Source organism: Desulfovibrio desulfuricans DSM 642 (assembly GCF_000420465.1).
Classification (GTDB): Bacteria; Desulfobacterota; Desulfovibrionia; order Desulfovibrionales; family Desulfovibrionaceae; genus Desulfovibrio; species Desulfovibrio desulfuricans.
On sequence record NZ_ATUZ01000015.1, the window covers coordinates 168,532 to 186,384 of the forward strand.

Genomic DNA, 17,853 nt, shown 5'->3' on the forward strand with positions numbered 1-17,853 from the left:
CGCCGTAGTGCGGCGCAGGAGTTTCCCTCTATGTTCAGCTCAGTCAGCTTGGTTTTGCGGTTGCGGCATACCGTTGCTCTTTCGGCAGGCGTGTTTTGCATTTTAGCGGGCATATGCGCTGCCCTGGTGGGGCAACCCGCAGTTGCTGCTCCTGTTGCTGCAGATGCGGCGTCTGCTGTCCCGGCTATTGCTTCGTCTGCTCCGGCCCCCTCATGGGCGCCCGATGCGCAGGATGCCCGCAAGGCTTTGCGCAACGATGCAACCCCGCCCGCCAAACGCGAACCTTCAGTGATGCTTCCACCGCTCGGCCCTGACGCGGTGGGTACCATCCGGCGGGTTGCGCTGGCCGATGGGGTCAAGGTGGTTGCCCTTACCTTTGATCTTTGCGAGCTGGATACCGTCACCACCGGCTGCGATATGGATATTCTCGGTTTTTTGCGGGCCGAGCATATCCCGGCCACGCTCTTTATGGGCGGCAAGTGGATGCGCACCCATTCCCGCCGGGTGCTGCAAATCATGACCGAGCCGCAGTTTGAAATAGCCAACCATGCGTGGTCGCACGGCAATTTTGCCCTGCTTTCGCCAGCTGGCCTGCGCGCCCAGGTTTTGTGGACGCAGGCCCAGTATGAGCTGCTGCGCGAGGAGGCCTTGCGCGAAGCCAGGGCGCAGGGCCGCCCGGAGCCTGTCATTCAGCCCGTGCCCACGCTGTTCCGTCTGCCCTACGGGCGTTGCAGCGACCAGTCTTTACAGGCGCTGGCAAAGCTGGGCATGCAGGTGGTGCAGTGGGATGTGGTGGCGGAATCCGGCGCGGACAATACCAATATCGAGCATGCGCGGCGCGAGGCCCATCTGGTTGCCTCGAAGGCCAAACCGGGCTCCATACTGCTGTTCCACGCCAATCTTGTGCCCAAGGGTTCGGCGCAATTGTTGCGCGAGACTGTGGCGGAACTGCGCCGTAGAGGCTACAATTTCGTTTCTGTGAGTTCCCTGCTGGGCATGGGGGGGCCGCAGCGCACCATGAACGGCTATTTTACATCGCCGGGCGACAACAAGGCGCTGGACAGCAAATTCGGTGTTGACGGCACCGGGCGGCATACGCCCTTTAACGGCGAGTAGCCCTTCGCCCGAAACAGGAAGCAAGGAAATCCCTTCGTGAAGCAATACCTTTTTTTTGATCTTGATGGCACGGTGACAGACTCCAAAACTGGCATCATCCGCTCTGTGCAGCATGCCCTGAAGTATTTTGATGTTACCCGCGCTGACGATGAGCTGCTGTATTTTATCGGTCCCCCGCTGAAGGATTCGTTCGGCAAGCTGTTTGGGGGCGATGTGGCCAAGGCTGATCTGGCCGTGCAGAAATATCGAGAATATTATTCGGTCACGGGTATATTTGAAAATGCGCTTTATGACGGCGTGGCAGACATGCTGACCGATCTGCGGCGCGAGGGCCGGGTGCTGTCGCTGGCTACATCCAAGCCGGAACCCTTTGCCCAGCGTATTCTGGAGCATTTTGGCATTGCCAGCCTGTTTGACCATGTGGCGGGGGCGGAGCTGACCGGCCCGCGCAACAGCAAAACGTCCGTGCTGCGGCATGCCTGCGGCCTGTGCGGCGTTGCGGATATGGCGCAATGCCTGATGGTGGGCGACCGGAAACATGACATTCTGGGCGCGCATGCCGTGGGTATGGACGGCGTGGGCGTACTCTATGGCTACGGTTCGCGCGGCGAACTTGAAGAAGCCGGGGCGGACAAGTTGTGCGAAGACGTTCCCGCCCTGCGGCGACTGCTCCTTGCCTGATATCTTCTCAGAGGTTACTTTTTGCATCATCGAGGTTTGGCGATAGCAAGAGGTAACCGTCAACGTGAACCTAGTATCGTGAATAGCACTATTATAGGTGATAACTGTCATGTATTACGCAACAATATGTGCAATAGCGAAAAATGAAGAGTCTTTTATCAAAGAGTGGGTAGAGTATCATTTACTCACAGGCTTTGAACATATTTATATTTATGATAATAATAGTCGCGTGCCAATTTCAGAAGCGCTGTCTGAGTATATAGATAGTAGTTTGGTAACTGTCATTAATTCCACACGCGATGTAGATCCGCAACGCATTGCGTACATGGATTGTTTGCAGAAGTATGGAAGCCAATGTAAGTGGATGGCATTTATTGATATTGATGAATTTATAGTGCCGAAATCAGAACATGATATCCGCGATATTCTTGACAGATATATTGACTATGGCGGTTTGGCGATTCATTGGAAAATATTTGGATCAGGTGGACACCGGACAAGACCTAATGGCGGTGTTATAAAGAATTATAATAAAGTTATTTCTTTTGATAGTCATATAAAATCAATTGTACAACCGTCAAAAGTCGATAAGGTTTTTACTCCTCACAGTTTTGGATACCGCGATGGAAGCTTTTGCGTGAACGAAGATTATGTTCCCGTTGCTTCATACCAATCATACCACATATCCAGAACTGTCCAGATAAATCATTATTACTACAAATCTCTGGAAGACTTTAAGGATAAGATTAAACGCGGCCGTGCAACAAGCCGTGACAGAGATTATGATGCTGCTCTTGCTGAATTTGCCATGCAGGAATCTCAGGAGGGGGAACTGGATCAGGGCATTCAGTCTCTTGTGGAACAAAAGAAATCTTGCATGCCGACATTGTACGACATCCGTAAGAATGTATCTGAATGTCAGAAGGCGCTGATTGAATTTGAATCATTGATAACTGACTGCATATCAATAAATAAAATTGGTCTGGCATTGAATGTTATACGGATATGCAGCAGGTATTATGACGTTCCGATAGTCTGGTTGTTGGCGGCAAGGGTTCATTTGCTGGCTGAACATTATGCGGAATGCTTGCACTACCTTCAGAAGCTGCTTGCTGATGCTGATAATCCCTTGAGGGCAGGAGCTTATAGCTGTCTTGCCGACTATTACCAGCATCTCCAAAATACCGATGCCACCAATAGCCTGCACCGGGCTTTGGCGTAAGAGGCGAAGCCTCACAAGACCTTTGTATGCCCAGAACAAAAAAACTCCCCGCAAGCGGGGAGTTTTTTTGTTCAATATGTCGGTAAACTGTATGGCAGGCGTTTAGCCCAGATCCCAGTCCAGCCCGAAGGTGTCGTGCAGAATGCGCACGGCAAGCTCAACGTATTTTTCCTGAATCAGAATGGTAATTTTGATTTCAGAGGTGCTGATCATAAGGATATTGATGCCTTCCTGAGTCAGTGCGGCAAAGGCCCGCGCGGCAACTCCGGAATGGTTGCGCATGCCCACGCCGATGGCGGAGACCTTGGCCACGCTCACATCGTGCAGCACTTCGCGCGCGCCGGTCTTCTGGGCGACTTCTTCCATCATCTGCAAGGTCTGCTTGAGATCCTTGCGCGAGATGGTGAAGGTCATGTCGGTATGGCCATCCTGGCTGGTGTTCTGCACGATCATGTCGACCAGAATGCCCTTTTCGGAAAGAGGGCCAAACACCGCCGCAGCCGTACCGGGCACGTCGGGAAGGTCGCGCAGGGTCACGCGGGCCTGATCTTTATCATATGCAATGCCGGAAACGAGTACGGCTTCCATGGTGGAGTCCTCCTGAGTGACAAGCGTGCCTGGATCATCACTGAACGTAGAGCGCACGCGCACGGGAACCTTGTATTTTTTGGCAAATTCTACCGAGCGGATATGCAGTACCTTGGCCCCCATGCTTGCCATTTCAAGCATTTCTTCATAAGCAACGCGGTCCATTTTGCGGGCCGTGGAGCAGATGTTGGGGTCGGTGGTGTAAACGCCGTCAACGTCGGTGTAAATGTCGCATTCCACAGAGCCGAGGGAGGCGGCAAGCGCCACAGCCGAGGTGTCCGAACCGCCGCGCCCGAGGGTGGTGATGCGGCCATCTTCTGTGCAACCCTGAAACCCGGCGACCACAAGCACATCGTAGTCGTTAAGGTATTTGCGCAGGGAATTGCTGTCGATGGAGCGAATGCGCGCACGGCCAAAATCGTTGTCCGTGGTGATGGGAATCTGCCAGCCGAGCAGCGAGCGGGCGCGGATGCCCGCATCTTTGAGCAGCATGGTGAACAGGCTGATGGAAACCTGTTCGCCAGTGGAAACGAGCGAATCAACTTCCGCGCGGTCAGGCGTGGAAGACCATTCATCAGCAAGGGCAAGCAGCTTGTTGGTGTCGCCAGCCCGCGCCGAAAGCACCGCAATGACCTTATACCCCTTGGCAAGGCCTCCCAGCACTTTCTCTCGTACCTGCTTCATGCACTCCAGCTTGGCAACAGAAGTGCCGCCAAATTTCTGGACCAAAATTTTCATGCCTGTATCCATTGTCCTCAATCCTTGATGGGTACAACAGGTCAGCCCACCCCGGAACTGGTTACCCGTGGTCAGGACTGTCCACAGGCCAATTTCGGCGCAGGTGGCGCAAAAGCTCAGCGGCAATCGGGCCATGAGCTTGCAGCGTCAGTAGGCGACCTTCTTCGCACGGTTGCACCGAGATGTCCAGATAATCTTGCGGCATTTCCGCCTCGGGCAGGTATTCCGACCATTCCAGCACCGACAGGATTTTCGGATTATCCAGACCTTCGGCAATTTCATCAGGCAGGCTGCCGGGGCTGCGATACAGATCGCTGTGTATGACAGGCGGCTGGGTAGGGTAGTAGTTGCAGAGCGTAAAGGAAGGGCTGCCCACCTCGGCCTGATCGCCGCCGGGCATGGCCTCCACCAGGGCGCGGGTGAGCGTGGTTTTGCCGCTGCCAAGCGGGCCACGCAGCAACAATGCCGCAATGCCGCAGGTGGCGACAGCCTCGGCAAGCATATGCCCTAGGCGGTTGGTATCAGAAAGATTGCGCAGGATTATCTGGGCCATGGCAGAATGTCGTCCTTTGATTCACTGGCTGCCATGCAGGCAGAGAGGCCTTGCGGCAATGCATCCGCCACTGCCGAGGGCGTATTGCCCCTGAGGGGCCATTGTTCGGCAAGGCTTTTGCCCGCAAGGGCATGCAGGGCCGCTGCCTGCCCGGCCAGCATGTGGGATGAGGTCAAAGTGTGGTTTGCGGTATTGTTGTGCACTTGCGCTTGCTCTTTTGCGGCCTGCATGCCGGGCAGCATTCTGGCAAGCAGCCCGCCAGCGCAGCCCGCCAGCACATCGCCCGAGCCGCCAACCGCAAGCTGCGGCACATCGTAGGGGCAGAGCAGGGTTGGCGCGTCAGCCTGCCCGATGAGGCTTGCCGCTCCTTTAAGAATAATTACGCCGAGGCAGAGGCCGCGCAGGCGCTCAAGCGCGCCTTGCCGGTCTGCCTGAACATCCGCTGCGGAACAGCCCAGCAGGGTTGCCGCTTCACCGGGGTGGGGCGTCAGAATATCGTCTGCGGTTATGCGGTCGAGCAGGTCTTGCCGCCCGGCCAGCAGCACCAGGGCATCGGCGTCAAATACCGTGGGCGGTCTGTGGTCCAGTGCCAAAAGAGCTTCAACAAAGGCCGCAGCGTCCTGCCCCCGGCCCATGCCGGGGCCGACCACAAGGGCAGCGCAGCGCTTTGCCAGTTCCACAAAATTTTGCGGCAGGCGGGCGGGCCACTGGCGTTCGCTCTCGCCCAGCGGCAGGGTCATTATTTCGGGCCAGCCGTTCTTGATATCCGCAATGCCAGCACCAGGCGCAGCGGCAGTTACAAGGCCAGCGCCTGCGCGCAGTGCCGCGCGGGCGGCAAGATGCGCTGCTCCGCCAAGACCGGGCGCGCCCCCAACCACCAGCACATGACCGTAGGAGTTTTTGAAGCCGCCGGGCCGAATCGCCGCAAGTGGGGCGAGGCAATGCCCGTCAGCAACGTAAAAAGAGCAGGGAGCCTTGCGCCGTGCGGCAAGGGGAATGCCGATGCTGCGTACGTGCAGCGCGCCTGTCCAGTGGTGCGCCTCGGGCAGGGCCATCCCCGGCTTGGCGGCCGCAAAGCTGACTGTGGCCGTGGCGCGCACTGCTTCCGGCATGGGCAGGCCGGTGCGTCCGTCCAGCCCCGAGGGAATGTCAAGCGCCAGCACAAAGGGGCGGTTTTGCAAGGAATTAACCGAGCGCACAAGCTCCAGCGCATCCGGTCGCAATTGGCCGCTGAAGCCTGTACCCAGCAGACCATCCACAAGGATGTGGGGTAGCTTCGCCCTTTGGAAGACCGCCGGGCGGCAGCGTTCAAAGGCAACTTCTGCGGCTCTGGCAATGCGCACATGCTTGCCGCAGGCTCCCTTGCAGGCGGCAAGAGGCCGCGTGTGCAGCACCAGCGGTTCCGCGCCCGCGTCCAGCAAATGCCGCGCAAGGCATGCGGCATCGCCGCCGTTGTTGCCGCTGCCCATAAGCAGCCAGACACGCAGACCCGCCAGCCGTGGCTGGTATTCGTGCAGAACGTCAAAGGCCGCTCTGGCGGCATTTTCCATCAGCAGTTCTTCGGGCAGGCCAAGGGCCATGGCTTCCGCATCCCACTTGCGCATTTCTGCAGGCAGGGGAAGGGGAGGGAACAGATCGTCAAATGAGGTGGGCATGATTATGCCTCCAGCACCACAACCGCCACGGCGGCATTGCGGTCATGACTTATGGAAATGTGGGCGGCGCGCATGCCCAGAGCTTCGGCCCGCGCAAGGGCGGGGCCGTGCAAATGCAGTTGAGGCTGCCCCAAAGGGCCGCGCAGCACCTCAATATGGTGAGGGCCAATCCCCTCGTTAAAGCCAGTGCCGAGCGCCTTGACCGCAGCCTCTTTGGCAGCAAACCGACCGGAAATGTAGGCAATGGGGCTTTCCGGCACGAGTTCCAGTTCATCGGGGGTAAGGATCTTTTGCAAAAAGCGCTCTCCAAACCTGTCGTAACTTGCCTTGATACGTGCCAGTTCCGTAATGTCAGTCCCAATGCCTATGATCATCAGTTATCCACCATATACAGTACGGGCAAAATGTACTGCAAACAGGGCTGTTGCCCATTAAAAAAAATTAGCGTATTGCTTGCCTTTCAACCTAAACTATTCTGACCCGTTCCCCGCTGTAACGTCAAGCGCGCTGGCTGTGGGAACGTACGGAGAAATTTTGTATGAAGTTGTGCATTATCGGGACCGGCTATGTTGGCTTGGTCAGCGCCGCGTGCTTTGCTGAAATGGGTAATACCGTGACCTGCGTGGATGTTAACCCGGCTGTTGTGGAAAAGCTCAATGCCGGTTCCGTGCATATTTTTGAACCCGGTCTTGAACCCATGGTTCGCCACAGCCGCACTGATGGCCGTCTCAAGTTTACTACCCGTCTTGAAGATGGCATTGCGGATGCCGACTGCGCCTTTATCTGCGTTGGCACCCCGCCCCAGCCCGATGGTTCCTGCGATCTGAGCTACGTGCGTCAGGTGGCTGGCGAAATTGGCCGTCACATGCAGAACGACCTCGTGGTTGTGGACAAGTCCACGGTTCCCGTGGGCACCGCTGACGAAGTACGCGCTCTTGTGGAAAAAGAGCTTGCCGCGCGCGGCGTGTCCTACAAGGTGGACGTGGTTTCCAACCCCGAGTTCCTCAAGGAAGGCGACGCCATCTCCGACTTCATGAAGCCCGACCGCGTTGTGCTTGGTACGGATTCTGAACGCGCCGCTTCGCTGATGCGCGAACTGTATTCGCCCTTTGCCCGCACCCGCGACAAGATCATCGTCATGGGCGTACGCAGCGCAGAAATGACCAAGTATGCGGCCAACTGCATGCTTGCCACCAAGATTTCCTTTATCAACGAAATCGCCACCATTTGCGAAAAAGTGGGCGCGGACGTACGCGATGTGCGTACCGGCATCGGCTCCGACACCCGCATTGGCTACCAGTTCATCTACCCCGGCGTGGGTTACGGCGGTTCGTGCTTCCCCAAGGACGTGAAGGCGCTCATTCACACTGCTGAAAAGGCGGGCGTGGAACCCAAGCTGCTCAACGCTGTGGAAGACGTCAACGCCCGGCAGAAAAAGCACATGGCTGGCCGCATCATGGAATATTTTGCTCCGCAGGGCGGCGTGAAGGGCAAAACCCTTGCGCTGTGGGGGCTGGCCTTCAAGGCCAATACCGATGACATGCGCGAAGCCGCTGCCATCAGCATTGTCAACGAGCTTACCGCCGCTGGCATGAAGGTTCGCGCTTTTGACCCGGTTGCCGCCGACAATGCCCGCGAAATCTTCAAGGACAACGCGCTTGTGGAAATTGTGGACAGCCAGTACGGCGCGTGCGAAGGCGCTCAGGGCCTGCTGGTGGTTACGGAATGGAACCAGTTCCGCAACCCCGATTTTGACAAGATCAAGGGTCTGCTGACCGCCCCCCTGCTGTTTGATGGCCGCAACCTGTATTCGCCCAGCTTCATGGCGCAGCGTGGGTTTGCGTACTTCTGCATTGGCCGCCGCGCCGATTAGAGCCTGTTGACACTATGGTTCTTTTGCCCCCTACCTGCGTCAGGAAGTCTTTTAATTCCGGTCGAGTACCGGTCGAGTACACTCCCTTCATAAAAAGGCTTCCTTCCTTGGCAGGGAACAAAATTACTCCTGGTGTTAACAGCCCCTTGTAAAAATGCTCAGCAGATGATTTGAAATGTTTGAAGCCGCCCGGAGCGTCAGTTCCGGGCGGCTTTTGTCATAAAAAAGGCTCTGTTCATGTGGAACAGAGCCTTTAAGCTATTTATAGGCGGCAAAAACTATACGTTGAACAGGAAGTGCATGACGTCGCCATCGTTGACCACGTATTCCTTGCCTTCCACGCGCAAGACGCCGTCGGCGCGACAAGCCGCTTCGCTTTCGTGGCTCATGTAGTCGGCGTAAGAGATCACTTCGGCCCGGATAAAGCCCCGCTCAAAGTCGGTATGAATAACGCCAGCGGCCTGCGGGGCCTTCCAGCCCTTTTGGATGGTCCAGGCGCGGACTTCGTCCGGCCCGGCGGTAAAGTAGCTGTACAGGCCAAGGGTTGCGTAGCCAGTGTGGATGATGCGCACAAGGCCGCTTTCATCAATGCCGTAGGAGGACAGCAGTTCGGCCTGTTCCTCATCGGGCAGGCCTTGCAGTTCTTCTTCAAGCTTGGCGCAAATGCGCGCAAAGCCCGACTGACGTTCCTTGGCAAAGGCTTCAAGTTTGGCGGAAAATTCATTGCCCTCGGCAACGGCGGCTTCATCCACATTGGCGCAGTAAATAACGGGCTTGGCCGTGAGCAGGCCAAGTTCGCGCCATGTGGTCGAAAAACTCTCGTTATCAGGCAGGTCAAATCCCCGCGCGGGCTTGCCGTCGTTGAGCTGAGCCAGCAGGGTCTGCATGATTTCTGCGGATGCCTTGGCGTTTTTATCAAACTTGGCAAGCTTTTGCAGCTTGTCGAGGCGCTTTTCAACGCTTTGCAGGTCGGCCAGCAGCAGCTCGGTTTCAATGGTGTCCACATCGCGCAGGGGATCAACGCCGCCGTCCACATGGGTGATATTTTCATCCTCAAAGCAGCGCACCACATGCACAATGGCCGCGCATTCGCGAATGTTGCCCAAAAACTGGTTGCCCAGCCCTTCACCCTTGCTTGCGCCGCGCACCAGACCTGCAATGTCGATAAAATCCACACTGGCGTAGATGGTCTTCTTGGGCTTGGCCTTGGCGGTCAGGGCGTCCACCCGCTTGTCCGGCACTGCCACAGTGGCTTTGTTGGGTTCGATGGTGCAGAAGGGGTAGTTGGCGGCCTGAGCGTTCTGGGCCTTGGTCAGGGCGTTGAAAAGGGTGGATTTGCCAACGTTGGGCAGGCCCACAATACCAATACTGAGCGACATGTTGTCTCCTTGCTGCGCGCAAAAAGGCGTATAGCCCGCAGTGGGCGGCGTGCCCGCGCGGGATTGGCCGCCAGCAAAATCAGCGGCCCGGGTTCACGGAACGTTTACGCTATTGCCCCTGTGGGCAAGACGGAATTGTTGAAACCAGCGGCTGCCCCAAAGGCAACCCGCGCCGTCAAGCAGACAGGCGCGGGCATGTTATAGACGCAAAGCGCGTATGAGGCAAGGACGCTACTGAAGCCGTGTCCTCACCGAGGGCGCAAGCCCATCGCCGGGCCGGGCCTCGCGCACGAGGGGCCGCAGGTCGTCCGTAATGGGCACAGTGGCCGTGCCCATGGCCAGCACCTCGTTGCTTGAGGTGTGGATAAGCCGGATGCTGAAGCGCACCTGATCGCTGGTAGTCACATAGGTGCCCGCCAGTATGGCCTGACTGGTGCCACTGGGGCTGGCAAGCTGGCGCACGTCGCGCGTCAGGATAAATTCGCCCTTGAGCTTGTCAAAGCGGATGTCACGCCCCTTGCGCAGTTCCTGAAAACGGTAACCCGCATTGATGAGCCAGCGGGAGATTTCTTCCGTCATCTGGCGCGCCAAGGGCGAGGCTTCGTCCAGGTTGTTGATGTTGACCGGGGTGGTGCCCATGATCATGATGCGCGCGCGGGCAAGGGATTCCCGATCTTTGCGGCTCATGTCCTGGCTGTCGCCCGAAAAGCGCATCATGATCTGTTCGTCAAGTTGCTTGGCAATGCTTACGGCAGCATTGGGCACGTTTCCGGCTGCCGCCGCCGTGAGCGGAAAGAGCAGGGCCGCAAGCACAAGAATGGTAATGAAAAAGCGGTTCATGGTGATCCTCAGCGCATGGTGCGCAAAAGCAGTTCAACGCCGTTCAGTTCTCTTTTTATGATACCAAGGGTCTGGTCGTCTGCACAGATGGAAAGGGCCTGAAGATAACGCTGCCGCGCAAGCTCATAGCGCCCCTGTTCGCGGAACTGGCGGGCCTGACCAAGGTAGACAAGGCTGTGCTCGTTGGCATCAGAAAGATAGTTGGCCCGTTCCTTTGCCTCGCGCTTTGCCTGAGCATCATTGGCCTGCCCGCTGTAGGACGACATGCTGTCGGCCAGTGCGCTGGCTGGCAGCGCCGCAAGGGGCAGGGCGTATGAGGCCATAAGGCAAAGTGCGCAGATGTTGTTCAACATTTTTTTCATGGCAATTCCGGCATTACCGGCCTTGTTTGATTACAAGCGTGCCGCTGCTGATGCTGCTGGCAGGCGTATAGAGCGAAGTTAGAGCTGGTTTGGCTGCGGCGGTGCTGGCCGTGGCCTTTACCGGCGGGGGCGCATAGGCCTCGGCCATGCGCGTCACAATGGGGGTATTCACCAGCACAAGCTGGCCCGTGCGCATGACAAGGCCATCGCTGGCGCGCACCAGCCGGGCGTTGATAAAGGTTGCGTCCTTATCCACATAATAGGTGCCCACAACAAGGGCGGCCCACTTTTGCCCGGTGGTTGAAACCATCTGGTTGGCGGCAAGGGCAAGGTCGTCACGCCCGCCCTGAACGTTGATGGCCCCGTTCAGCCTGTATTCCCGCGTGGGAAAGCCCCGCTGGTTGAATTCATAAAACAGCGATTCAGCCATCAGCCTGCCCATGGGCGAGCTTTGCGAGGTGTTGTTCTGGTTCACAAAGGCCGTGGGCATGGCCACAAAGCCCTGAATGGCGTCGTTGGGCATGGTGGCAAGCATCTGCTCGGCCAGTTCGCGGCTTTTGAGCTTCAGCTCCACGGCGTCCGTATAGCCGGGCGAAAGCGCGGAAGGCCCACTTTTGGCGCAGCCGGAAAAGAGCGGCAGCAAAAGTGCGCAAAGCATAAGAAGACGCGGCATTATATGCATACAAACCCCGAGTGAAATTGCTCTGATGCAGTCCCTCGCGCCTTGATCCCGATGGATCCCCGGCGGGATAATTCCTCGTTTGCCGGGGCTATTGCCCACGGCCCAGCGGAACTGCTCTTACCATAGTCTTATCGTCACAATGGCCGTCAACTTGAGTGCTGACGGAAAAAACGTCAGCCTGCGACCTTTTTTTTAAACTTTGCAAGACACGTTCCAGATATCGCATTTGCCCCACAGTCGCTTACTGCCAGGCTGTCCAAATGGGGTTTATGCGGTTCAGAATCACGGTGCATGCGGCAAGGCTTGCCGCAAAGCCCGCAGTGCTGCCCGTGCTGCGCGCACTTGGCTTGCAGGGGGAAATAGCATAGAAGACTCGTTTACGGAGTGCCGTGGCTTTGCGCCGTGGCTCCACTTGTTTTTGTGAGGGAAGCATGCAAAAGCACACAACCCGCGCCATCCGTCTGGGCGGGCTTTCCATTGGCGGCGGTGCGCCTGTTATGGTGCAGAGCATGACCAATACCGACACCCGCGATGCAGAGGCAACGCTTGCCCAGATTGCGCGGCTTGAGGCGCGCGGCTGCGAGGCCGTGCGCGTGGCTGTGCCGGACGAGGCTGCTGTTGCGGCCCTGCCCGCCATCCGCGCGGGTACGCGCCTGCCGCTCATAGCGGACATACATTTTGATTACCGTCTTGCCGTGGCCTCGCTGGAGGCCGGGCTTGAAGGCCTGCGCATCAATCCCGGCAATATTGGCCCCAAGGAACACGTGGACCGCGTGGTGGATGCCGCCAAGGCCCACGGGGCGGTCATCCGCGTGGGGGTCAACTCCGGCTCGGTGGAAAAGCGCCTGCTCCAGCAGTACGGCGGCCCCTGCCCCGAGGCGCTGGTGGAAAGCGCTCTCACCCATGTGCGCATGCTGGAGGCGCGCGGTTTTTACGATACCAAAATTTCGCTCAAGTCCTCCTCTGTGCTTGATACCATTGCCTCCTACCGCAAGCTTGCCGAAGCTTGCGACTACCCCCTGCACATCGGCGTTACCGAGGCCGGGGGCCTCATGCGCGGCACGGTAAAATCTGCCGTGGGCCTTGGTATCCTGCTGCACGAGGGCATTGGCGACACCCTGCGCGTTTCGCTCACCGCCGACCCGGTGGAAGAAGTGACCGTGGCGTGGGAAATACTGCGCGCCCTTGGCCTGCGCTCGCGCGGGCCGGAAATCATCTCGTGCCCCACCTGCGGGCGCACGGAGATTGACCTGTTTTCGCTGGCCCGCGCGGTGGAAGACCGCTTAGCCACCTCCAGGGCCGACATCAAGGTTGCGGTCATGGGCTGCGTGGTCAACGGGCCGGGCGAGGCCCGCGAGGCCGATCTGGGCGTTGCGGGCGGGCGCGACAAGGGCATCATATTTCGCAAGGGCGAGGTCATCCGTTCGGTCAAAGGGCAGGAGGCCCTGCTGGCGGCTTTTATGGAAGAACTGCAACAACTGCTCAACGAAAAGGAATCACAGTAATGCGTTTCAGCAACTGCTATATTCCCACCCTCAAGGAATCTCCGGCGGATGCCGAGGTAATCAGCCACAAGCTTTTGCTGCGCGCCGGTATGGTGCGCAGGCTTACTTCGGGCATGTACACCTATCTGCCGCTGGGCCTGAAGGTGATTGAAAAAATAAGCCGCGTCGTGCGCGAAGAAATGGCCGTCGCCTACTTTGAAGAACTGCTCATGCCCATGGTGCAGCCCGCCGACCTGTGGAAGGAATCGGGCCGCTGGGAGCATTACGGCAAGGAACTGCTGCGCTTCAAGGATCGCAACGAGCGCGAATACTGCCTTGGCCCCACGCACGAAGAAGTCATCACCGACCTCGTGCGCGGCGAAGTGCGCTCCTACCGTCAGCTTCCCGTGCGTCTGTACCAGATTCAGACCAAGTTCCGCGATGAAATTCGCCCCCGTTTCGGCCTCATGCGCGGGCGCGAATTTATCATGAAGGACGGCTATTCCTTTGACGCCACGGAAGAAGGCGCACAGCAGAACTACTGGGCCTGCCACGCGGCCTACAAGCGTATTTTTCAGCGCCTTGGCCTCAAGTTCCGCCCTGTGGAGGCCGACTCCGGTTCCATCGGCGGCAACTTCTCGCACGAATTCATGGTGCTGGCTGAAACGGGCGAAGACACCATCGCTTTCTGCCATCACTGCGACTACGCGGCCAACGTGGAGCGCGCCGAAGTGGCCTGGAACGGCAAGCCCTGCACGGAGACCTGCGTTCCGGCAGAGAAGGTTGCCACCCCCAATGCCCACACGGTGGAAGAAGTGGCGGCCCTGCTGGGCGTGCCCGCCTCCTCCGTGGTCAAGACCATGCTCTTCAAGGTGGACGGCAAGCCCATGGCCGTGCTTGTGCGCGGCGACCGCGAAGTGAACGACATCAAGCTCAAGAACCTGCTCAACGCGCAGGATGTGGTCATGGCCGACGCCGCCACAGTGCAGCAGCTCACCAAGGCCCCTGTGGGCTTTGCCGGGCCTGTGGGGCTGGAAATTCCGGTCTACGCCGATGCCGAACTGCAAGGCGCTACAGATTATGTGGTGGGCGCCAACGCTGGCGATGCCCACCTTGTGCACGTTGACCTCAAGCGCGACGCCACGGTGACCGCCTGGGCCGACCTGCGCGCCATCACGCCAGAAGATACATGCCCCCGCTGCGGTGGCCGCATTGAGCTGACGCGCGGCATTGAAGTGGGCCACGTGTTCATGCTTGGCCGCAAATACAGCGATGCCATGCATGCCGCCTTCCTTGACGAAAACGGCAAGGAACAGATCATGATCATGGGCTGCTACGGCATCGGCGTTTCCCGCGTGGCCGCAGCCGCCATCGAGCAGAACAACGACGAGCACGGCATTGTGTTCCCGCCGCCGCTGGCTCCTTACGACTGCATCCTGCTGAACCTTGACCCGCGCAATGCAGAGGTCAACGCCAAGGTCGAGCAGATCTACGCCATGCTCAAGGATATGGGCGTGGACGTGCTCATGGACGACCGCGACGAACGCCCCGGCGTCAAGTTCAAGGATGCGGACTTGCTGGGTATTCCCATGCAGCTCGTTGTGGGTGGCAAGGGGCTGGCCAAGGGCATTGTGGAATGCAAGGATCGCCGTAGCGGCGAAAAGGGCGAACTGCCCGCCGATGCAATGGCTGAAGCCTTTTCCGCCTGGGCCGCCAAGGTTCGCGAGGGCTGGGCGCAGCAGCAGGGCTAGGCCCGCACAGCAATCTGGTTGTGCCTTTAAAAAAACTGAGCCACGCCGCGATGTGAGGTAATACCTTTCGCGCCACGGTCTGAGGGTTTGTTATAGGTTGAGGTAATGTAAAAGGGGCACTGTCAGTGCCCCTTTTACAACAAAAAAGCTTTTTTTCAGATAGATAGCCTGACGCGGAGCACCATGCAGGAAGCCATACTGTCTGTCCGTGAACTCACGGAACAGCTGCGCAAAACCCTTGAGGGACGTTTCCCCTTTGTCTGGGTGCGGGGCGAGGTGACCAACCTGACCCGTCCCGGCTCGGGGCACGTCTATTTTACCCTCAAGGATGCCGATGCTCAGTTGCAGTGTGTGTGGTTCAGGCACATGCAGCGGCAGAACAGTCAGGGTTTTGATCCGCTGACGGGCGAGGTTTTTGACGCGCCGCGTCCATCGCCGCTGGAGCTTTTGCGCAACGGGCTGGATGTGCTGTGCGCAGGGCGCATCACCCTGTATGCGCCGCGCGGCCAGTATCAGCTAGCGGTTGAACTGGTGCAGCCAGCGGGCGAGGGCTTGCTTGCGCAGGCCTTTGAGGCCAGCAAGCGCAAGCTGGCGGCTCTGGGCTATTTCAGCCATGAGCGTAAGCGGTCCCTGCCGTATGATCCGCAGCGCGTGGCCCTTATCACTTCCCCAACGGGTGCGGCTATCCATGATTTTATGGAGCTTGCGGCCAGCCGGGGCAGCGGGGCGCGCATTCGTCTGTTCCCGGCTCTGGTGCAGGGGGCGGAAGCTGCTCCCTCCATTGTGCGGGCCCTGCACGAGGCCAACGCGCAGGGCTGGGCGCAGGCCGTGGTGCTGGTGCGCGGCGGCGGCTCGCTGGAAGATTTGTGGGCCTTTAATGAAGAAGCCGTGGCCGAGGCCGTGTTTGAGTCGCGCCTGCCGGTGCTGGCGGGCATCGGGCATGAGGTGGATGTTACCCTTGCCGACATGACAGCAGACCTGCGCGCGGCAACGCCTTCGCATGCGGCCCAGTTGCTCTGGCCCGCGCGGTCAGAGCTGATGCAAAAGGTTGACGAGGCGGAGGCGGCCCTTGTGCGGGCGGCGCGGCGGCGGCTGGAAACAGCGGGGCAAAGTCTTGCCCAGTTTGAAAACGCCCTGCGCTGGTTTTCGCCCATGCGGCATCAGGCCCGCCTTGCAGAGCAGCTTGACGGCTTGCACCGCTCCTTGCACCGGGCCGCGCGTCAGTGGCTCGATACCACGGAGGCCCGGCGCGACAGGCTTGAGCGTGCCCTGCAAAACGCCTTCAGCCCTTCGCGGCTGGATGTGCTGGGCAGCAGGGTAGAGGCGCTTTCTGCCAGTCTGGCTGCGGCTATGCCGCGCATGCTGACCGCGCAGGAGCAAAGGTATGATGCCGCGCGGCAGCGCTTGCAGGCGGCAGGGCAGGAAATGCTTGCCTGCACCGGGCGCGAACTGGAAAAATGCGAATTTGCTCTGGCAGCCGCCAACCCCCTGGCACCCCTCAGGCGCGGTTATGCCCTTGTGCATGGCGCGGATGGCGGCCTGCTGCGCACGGTGACGGCGGCCCCTGCGGGCAGCGCCATCACGGTGCGACTGGCGGATGGCAGCCTTGCCGCCGTGGTCAGCAAGGTGCTGCCAGACGTTGCGCCAGACGTTGCGCCAGACGTTGCGCCAGACGCTGCGCCTGGCTCTGATACAGTCGCGTTGCCGGTTGCCAAAAAACAAGGACGGAATAGCTGATGTCTGTGCTCACGCGCATGCTCATGGTTCTGTTGGCGGGGGCTTTCCTTTTTGTTCCTACAGCCGTTCTGGCTGCGCCATCCCCCACGCCAGCCCTTGCGCTTGACGCGCCCGAATCCGTTGCCAGAGGGGATGCTTTTCCCGCCCTGGCTGTGAGCGACGCGCCCGCAAAGTCCTTGACGTTCCGCTGGCTGGGCAAGACCTACGAGGCCAGGGCGGAGCAGGTGAGCGCCACTACCGCTGCGGGCGCTGCAACGCGCTGGCAGGCCGTCATGCTGCTGCCCGTGCCGCTGGAAGAAAAGGAATCCGCGCGTGATCTTGCCGTCTCCACGGGCAACGGCAAGGATGCCCCCGCCGTAGCGCGCAAGATCGCTTTTTTTGACAAAGACCGCCCGGTGCAGAAACTGAACGTGGATAAAAAATACGTCGATCCTCCGGCGGCGGAAATGGCGCGCATCAAGGCCGACAGGGAGCTTGTGCGCCAGGCCCTGGCCCAGCGTCTGCCCGAGCGCTTCTGGGTGCTGCCCTTTGTGCGGCCTGTGCCCGGCGATGTATCAAGCCTGTACGGCCTCAAACGCGTGTTCAACGGGCAGCCGCGCGGGGTGCACAAGGGCCTTGATCTGCGCGGCCCACAGGGGCAGCCTGTGCTTGCCTGCGCAGATGGTCAGGTGGGCCTTACGGGGAATTTGTACTTCTCTGGTAATGTAGTGTACATCAATCACGGCGAAGGGGTGTTCACCGCGTATTTGCACCTCTCTGAAATACTGGTGCAAAATGGCGATCGGGTGCGCAAGGGGCAGGTTATCGGGCTGGTAGGGGCCACGGGCCGCGTTACCGGGCCGCATCTGCATCTATCGCTTCTGGTTCAGGGCGAGTCGGTTGACCCGCAGCCCTTTTTGACAACCGGGAACGCCAGGGGAAACAATCCATGAGCGCCAAGACAGACAATACTTTTGAAAAAAAGATGGCCCGGCTTCAGGAGATCGTGGCGGCGCTTGAAAGCGGCGACCTGCCCCTGGAAAAGGGCATGGCCCTGTATAAGGAAGGAGCGGCGTGTTCGCGCTATTGCCGCGAACAGCTCGACAAAGCCCGGCATGAGCTTGAAATCTGGCAGGATGGTCAGGCTCGTCCCCTTGAGTCACGCCCTGTGACGGCAAGCGGGCTGAACGCAGAAGAGGAGGCGGAATAGGCG

17 protein-coding genes are annotated in these 17,853 nt (G+C 59.1%); 9 read left to right on the forward strand and 8 right to left on the reverse strand.

Annotated elements, in window-relative coordinates:
* The first annotated feature begins 30 nt into the window (after positions 1–30).
* The 3 genes from G449_RS0110550 (at position 31) to G449_RS16850 (ending at position 3,019) form a co-directional block, all read left to right on the forward strand.
* Complete coding sequence (locus tag G449_RS0110550) at positions 31–1,116, forward strand: polysaccharide deacetylase family protein (protein ID WP_022659280.1); 1,086 nt, start codon at positions 31–33, stop codon at positions 1,114–1,116.
* Positions 1,117–1,152: 36 nt separating this feature from the next.
* Positions 1,153–1,797, forward strand: a complete 645-nt coding sequence (locus G449_RS0110555) for an HAD-IA family hydrolase (protein ID WP_022659281.1) — start codon at positions 1,153–1,155, stop codon at positions 1,795–1,797.
* 109 nt (positions 1,798–1,906) lie between these two features.
* Positions 1,907–3,019: a glycosyltransferase family 92 protein gene (locus tag G449_RS16850; RefSeq protein ID WP_051135433.1), complete on the forward strand. Its 1,113-nt coding sequence runs from the start codon at positions 1,907–1,909 to the stop codon at positions 3,017–3,019.
* A 102-nt stretch (positions 3,020–3,121) separates the two neighbouring features.
* Here the strand turns inward: G449_RS16850 and G449_RS0110565 are convergent, their stop codons facing one another.
* The 4 genes from G449_RS0110565 to G449_RS0110580 form a co-directional block, all read right to left on the reverse strand.
* The gene (locus G449_RS0110565; protein WP_027180909.1) at positions 3,122–4,345 is read right to left on the reverse strand and encodes an aspartate kinase; all 1,224 of its coding nucleotides are present in this window, start codon (positions 4,343–4,345) and stop codon (positions 3,122–3,124) included.
* Positions 4,346–4,406: 61 nt separating this feature from the next.
* Positions 4,407–4,898 carry a tRNA (adenosine(37)-N6)-threonylcarbamoyltransferase complex ATPase subunit type 1 TsaE gene (gene tsaE, locus G449_RS0110570; protein ID WP_022659284.1) on the reverse strand — a complete coding sequence of 164 codons (492 nt, stop codon included), beginning with the start codon at positions 4,896–4,898 and terminating at the stop codon, positions 4,407–4,409.
* Positions 4,886–6,553 (reverse strand): bifunctional ADP-dependent NAD(P)H-hydrate dehydratase/NAD(P)H-hydrate epimerase, encoded by a 1,668-nt coding sequence (locus tag G449_RS0110575; RefSeq protein WP_022659285.1) that lies wholly within the window; start codon positions 6,551–6,553, stop codon positions 4,886–4,888. Before G449_RS0110575 ends, tsaE begins: the two co-directional genes overlap by 13 nt.
* A 2-nt stretch (positions 6,554–6,555) precedes the next feature.
* Entirely contained in the window at positions 6,556–6,927 is a 372-nt protein-coding gene (locus G449_RS0110580; protein ID WP_022659286.1) for a holo-[acyl-carrier-protein] synthase, read from the reverse strand.
* Positions 6,928–7,091: 164 nt separating this feature from the next.
* Between G449_RS0110580 and G449_RS0110585 the strand changes: the two genes are divergently transcribed.
* Complete coding sequence (locus G449_RS0110585; RefSeq protein WP_022659287.1) at positions 7,092–8,426, forward strand: UDP-glucose dehydrogenase family protein; 1,335 nt, start codon at positions 7,092–7,094, stop codon at positions 8,424–8,426.
* 278 nt (positions 8,427–8,704) lie between these two features.
* Here G449_RS0110585 and ychF read toward each other — a convergent pair whose 3' ends face one another.
* The 4 genes from ychF to G449_RS0110605 all read right to left on the reverse strand — a co-directional run bounded on the left by ychF (position 8,705) and on the right by G449_RS0110605 (position 11,680).
* Positions 8,705–9,805: a redox-regulated ATPase YchF gene (gene ychF, locus G449_RS0110590; protein WP_022659288.1), complete on the reverse strand. Its 1,101-nt coding sequence runs from the start codon at positions 9,803–9,805 to the stop codon at positions 8,705–8,707.
* A gap of 231 nt (positions 9,806–10,036) precedes the next feature.
* Positions 10,037–10,645, reverse strand: a complete 609-nt coding sequence (locus tag G449_RS0110595) for a FlgO family outer membrane protein (protein WP_022659289.1) — start codon at positions 10,643–10,645, stop codon at positions 10,037–10,039.
* Positions 10,646–10,653: 8 nt separating this feature from the next.
* A complete protein-coding gene (locus tag G449_RS0110600) occupies positions 10,654–11,007 on the reverse strand; it encodes a hypothetical protein (RefSeq protein WP_022659290.1) in 354 nt (117 codons plus the stop codon).
* Positions 11,008–11,020: 13 nt separating this feature from the next.
* Positions 11,021–11,680, reverse strand: coding sequence for a FlgO family outer membrane protein (locus tag G449_RS0110605; protein WP_245170850.1), 660 nt, complete (start codon positions 11,678–11,680; stop codon positions 11,021–11,023).
* 440 nt (positions 11,681–12,120) lie between these two features.
* Here G449_RS0110605 and ispG point away from each other — a divergent pair, with 440 nt between their 5' ends.
* The 5 genes from ispG to xseB all read left to right on the forward strand — a co-directional run bounded on the left by ispG (position 12,121) and on the right by xseB (position 17,850).
* A complete protein-coding gene (gene ispG, locus G449_RS0110615; protein ID WP_022659293.1) occupies positions 12,121–13,194 on the forward strand; it encodes a flavodoxin-dependent (E)-4-hydroxy-3-methylbut-2-enyl-diphosphate synthase in 1,074 nt (357 codons plus the stop codon).
* The gene (locus G449_RS0110620) at positions 13,194–14,924 is read left to right on the forward strand and encodes a proline--tRNA ligase (protein ID WP_022659294.1); all 1,731 of its coding nucleotides are present in this window, start codon (positions 13,194–13,196) and stop codon (positions 14,922–14,924) included. Before ispG ends, G449_RS0110620 begins: the two co-directional genes overlap by 1 nt.
* A 183-nt stretch (positions 14,925–15,107) precedes the next feature.
* On the forward strand, positions 15,108–16,661 hold the full coding sequence (gene xseA / locus G449_RS16855; RefSeq protein WP_022659295.1) for an exodeoxyribonuclease VII large subunit: 1,554 nt from the start codon (positions 15,108–15,110) through the stop codon (positions 16,659–16,661).
* Positions 16,661–17,593, forward strand: a complete 933-nt coding sequence (locus G449_RS16860) for a M23 family metallopeptidase (protein ID WP_022659296.1) — start codon at positions 16,661–16,663, stop codon at positions 17,591–17,593. Before xseA ends, G449_RS16860 begins: the two co-directional genes overlap by 1 nt.
* A complete protein-coding gene (gene xseB / locus G449_RS0110635) occupies positions 17,590–17,850 on the forward strand; it encodes an exodeoxyribonuclease VII small subunit (RefSeq protein ID WP_027180913.1) in 261 nt (86 codons plus the stop codon). The genes G449_RS16860 and xseB overlap by 4 nt, the downstream gene beginning before the upstream one ends.
* Positions 17,851–17,853: the final 3 nt, after the last annotated feature.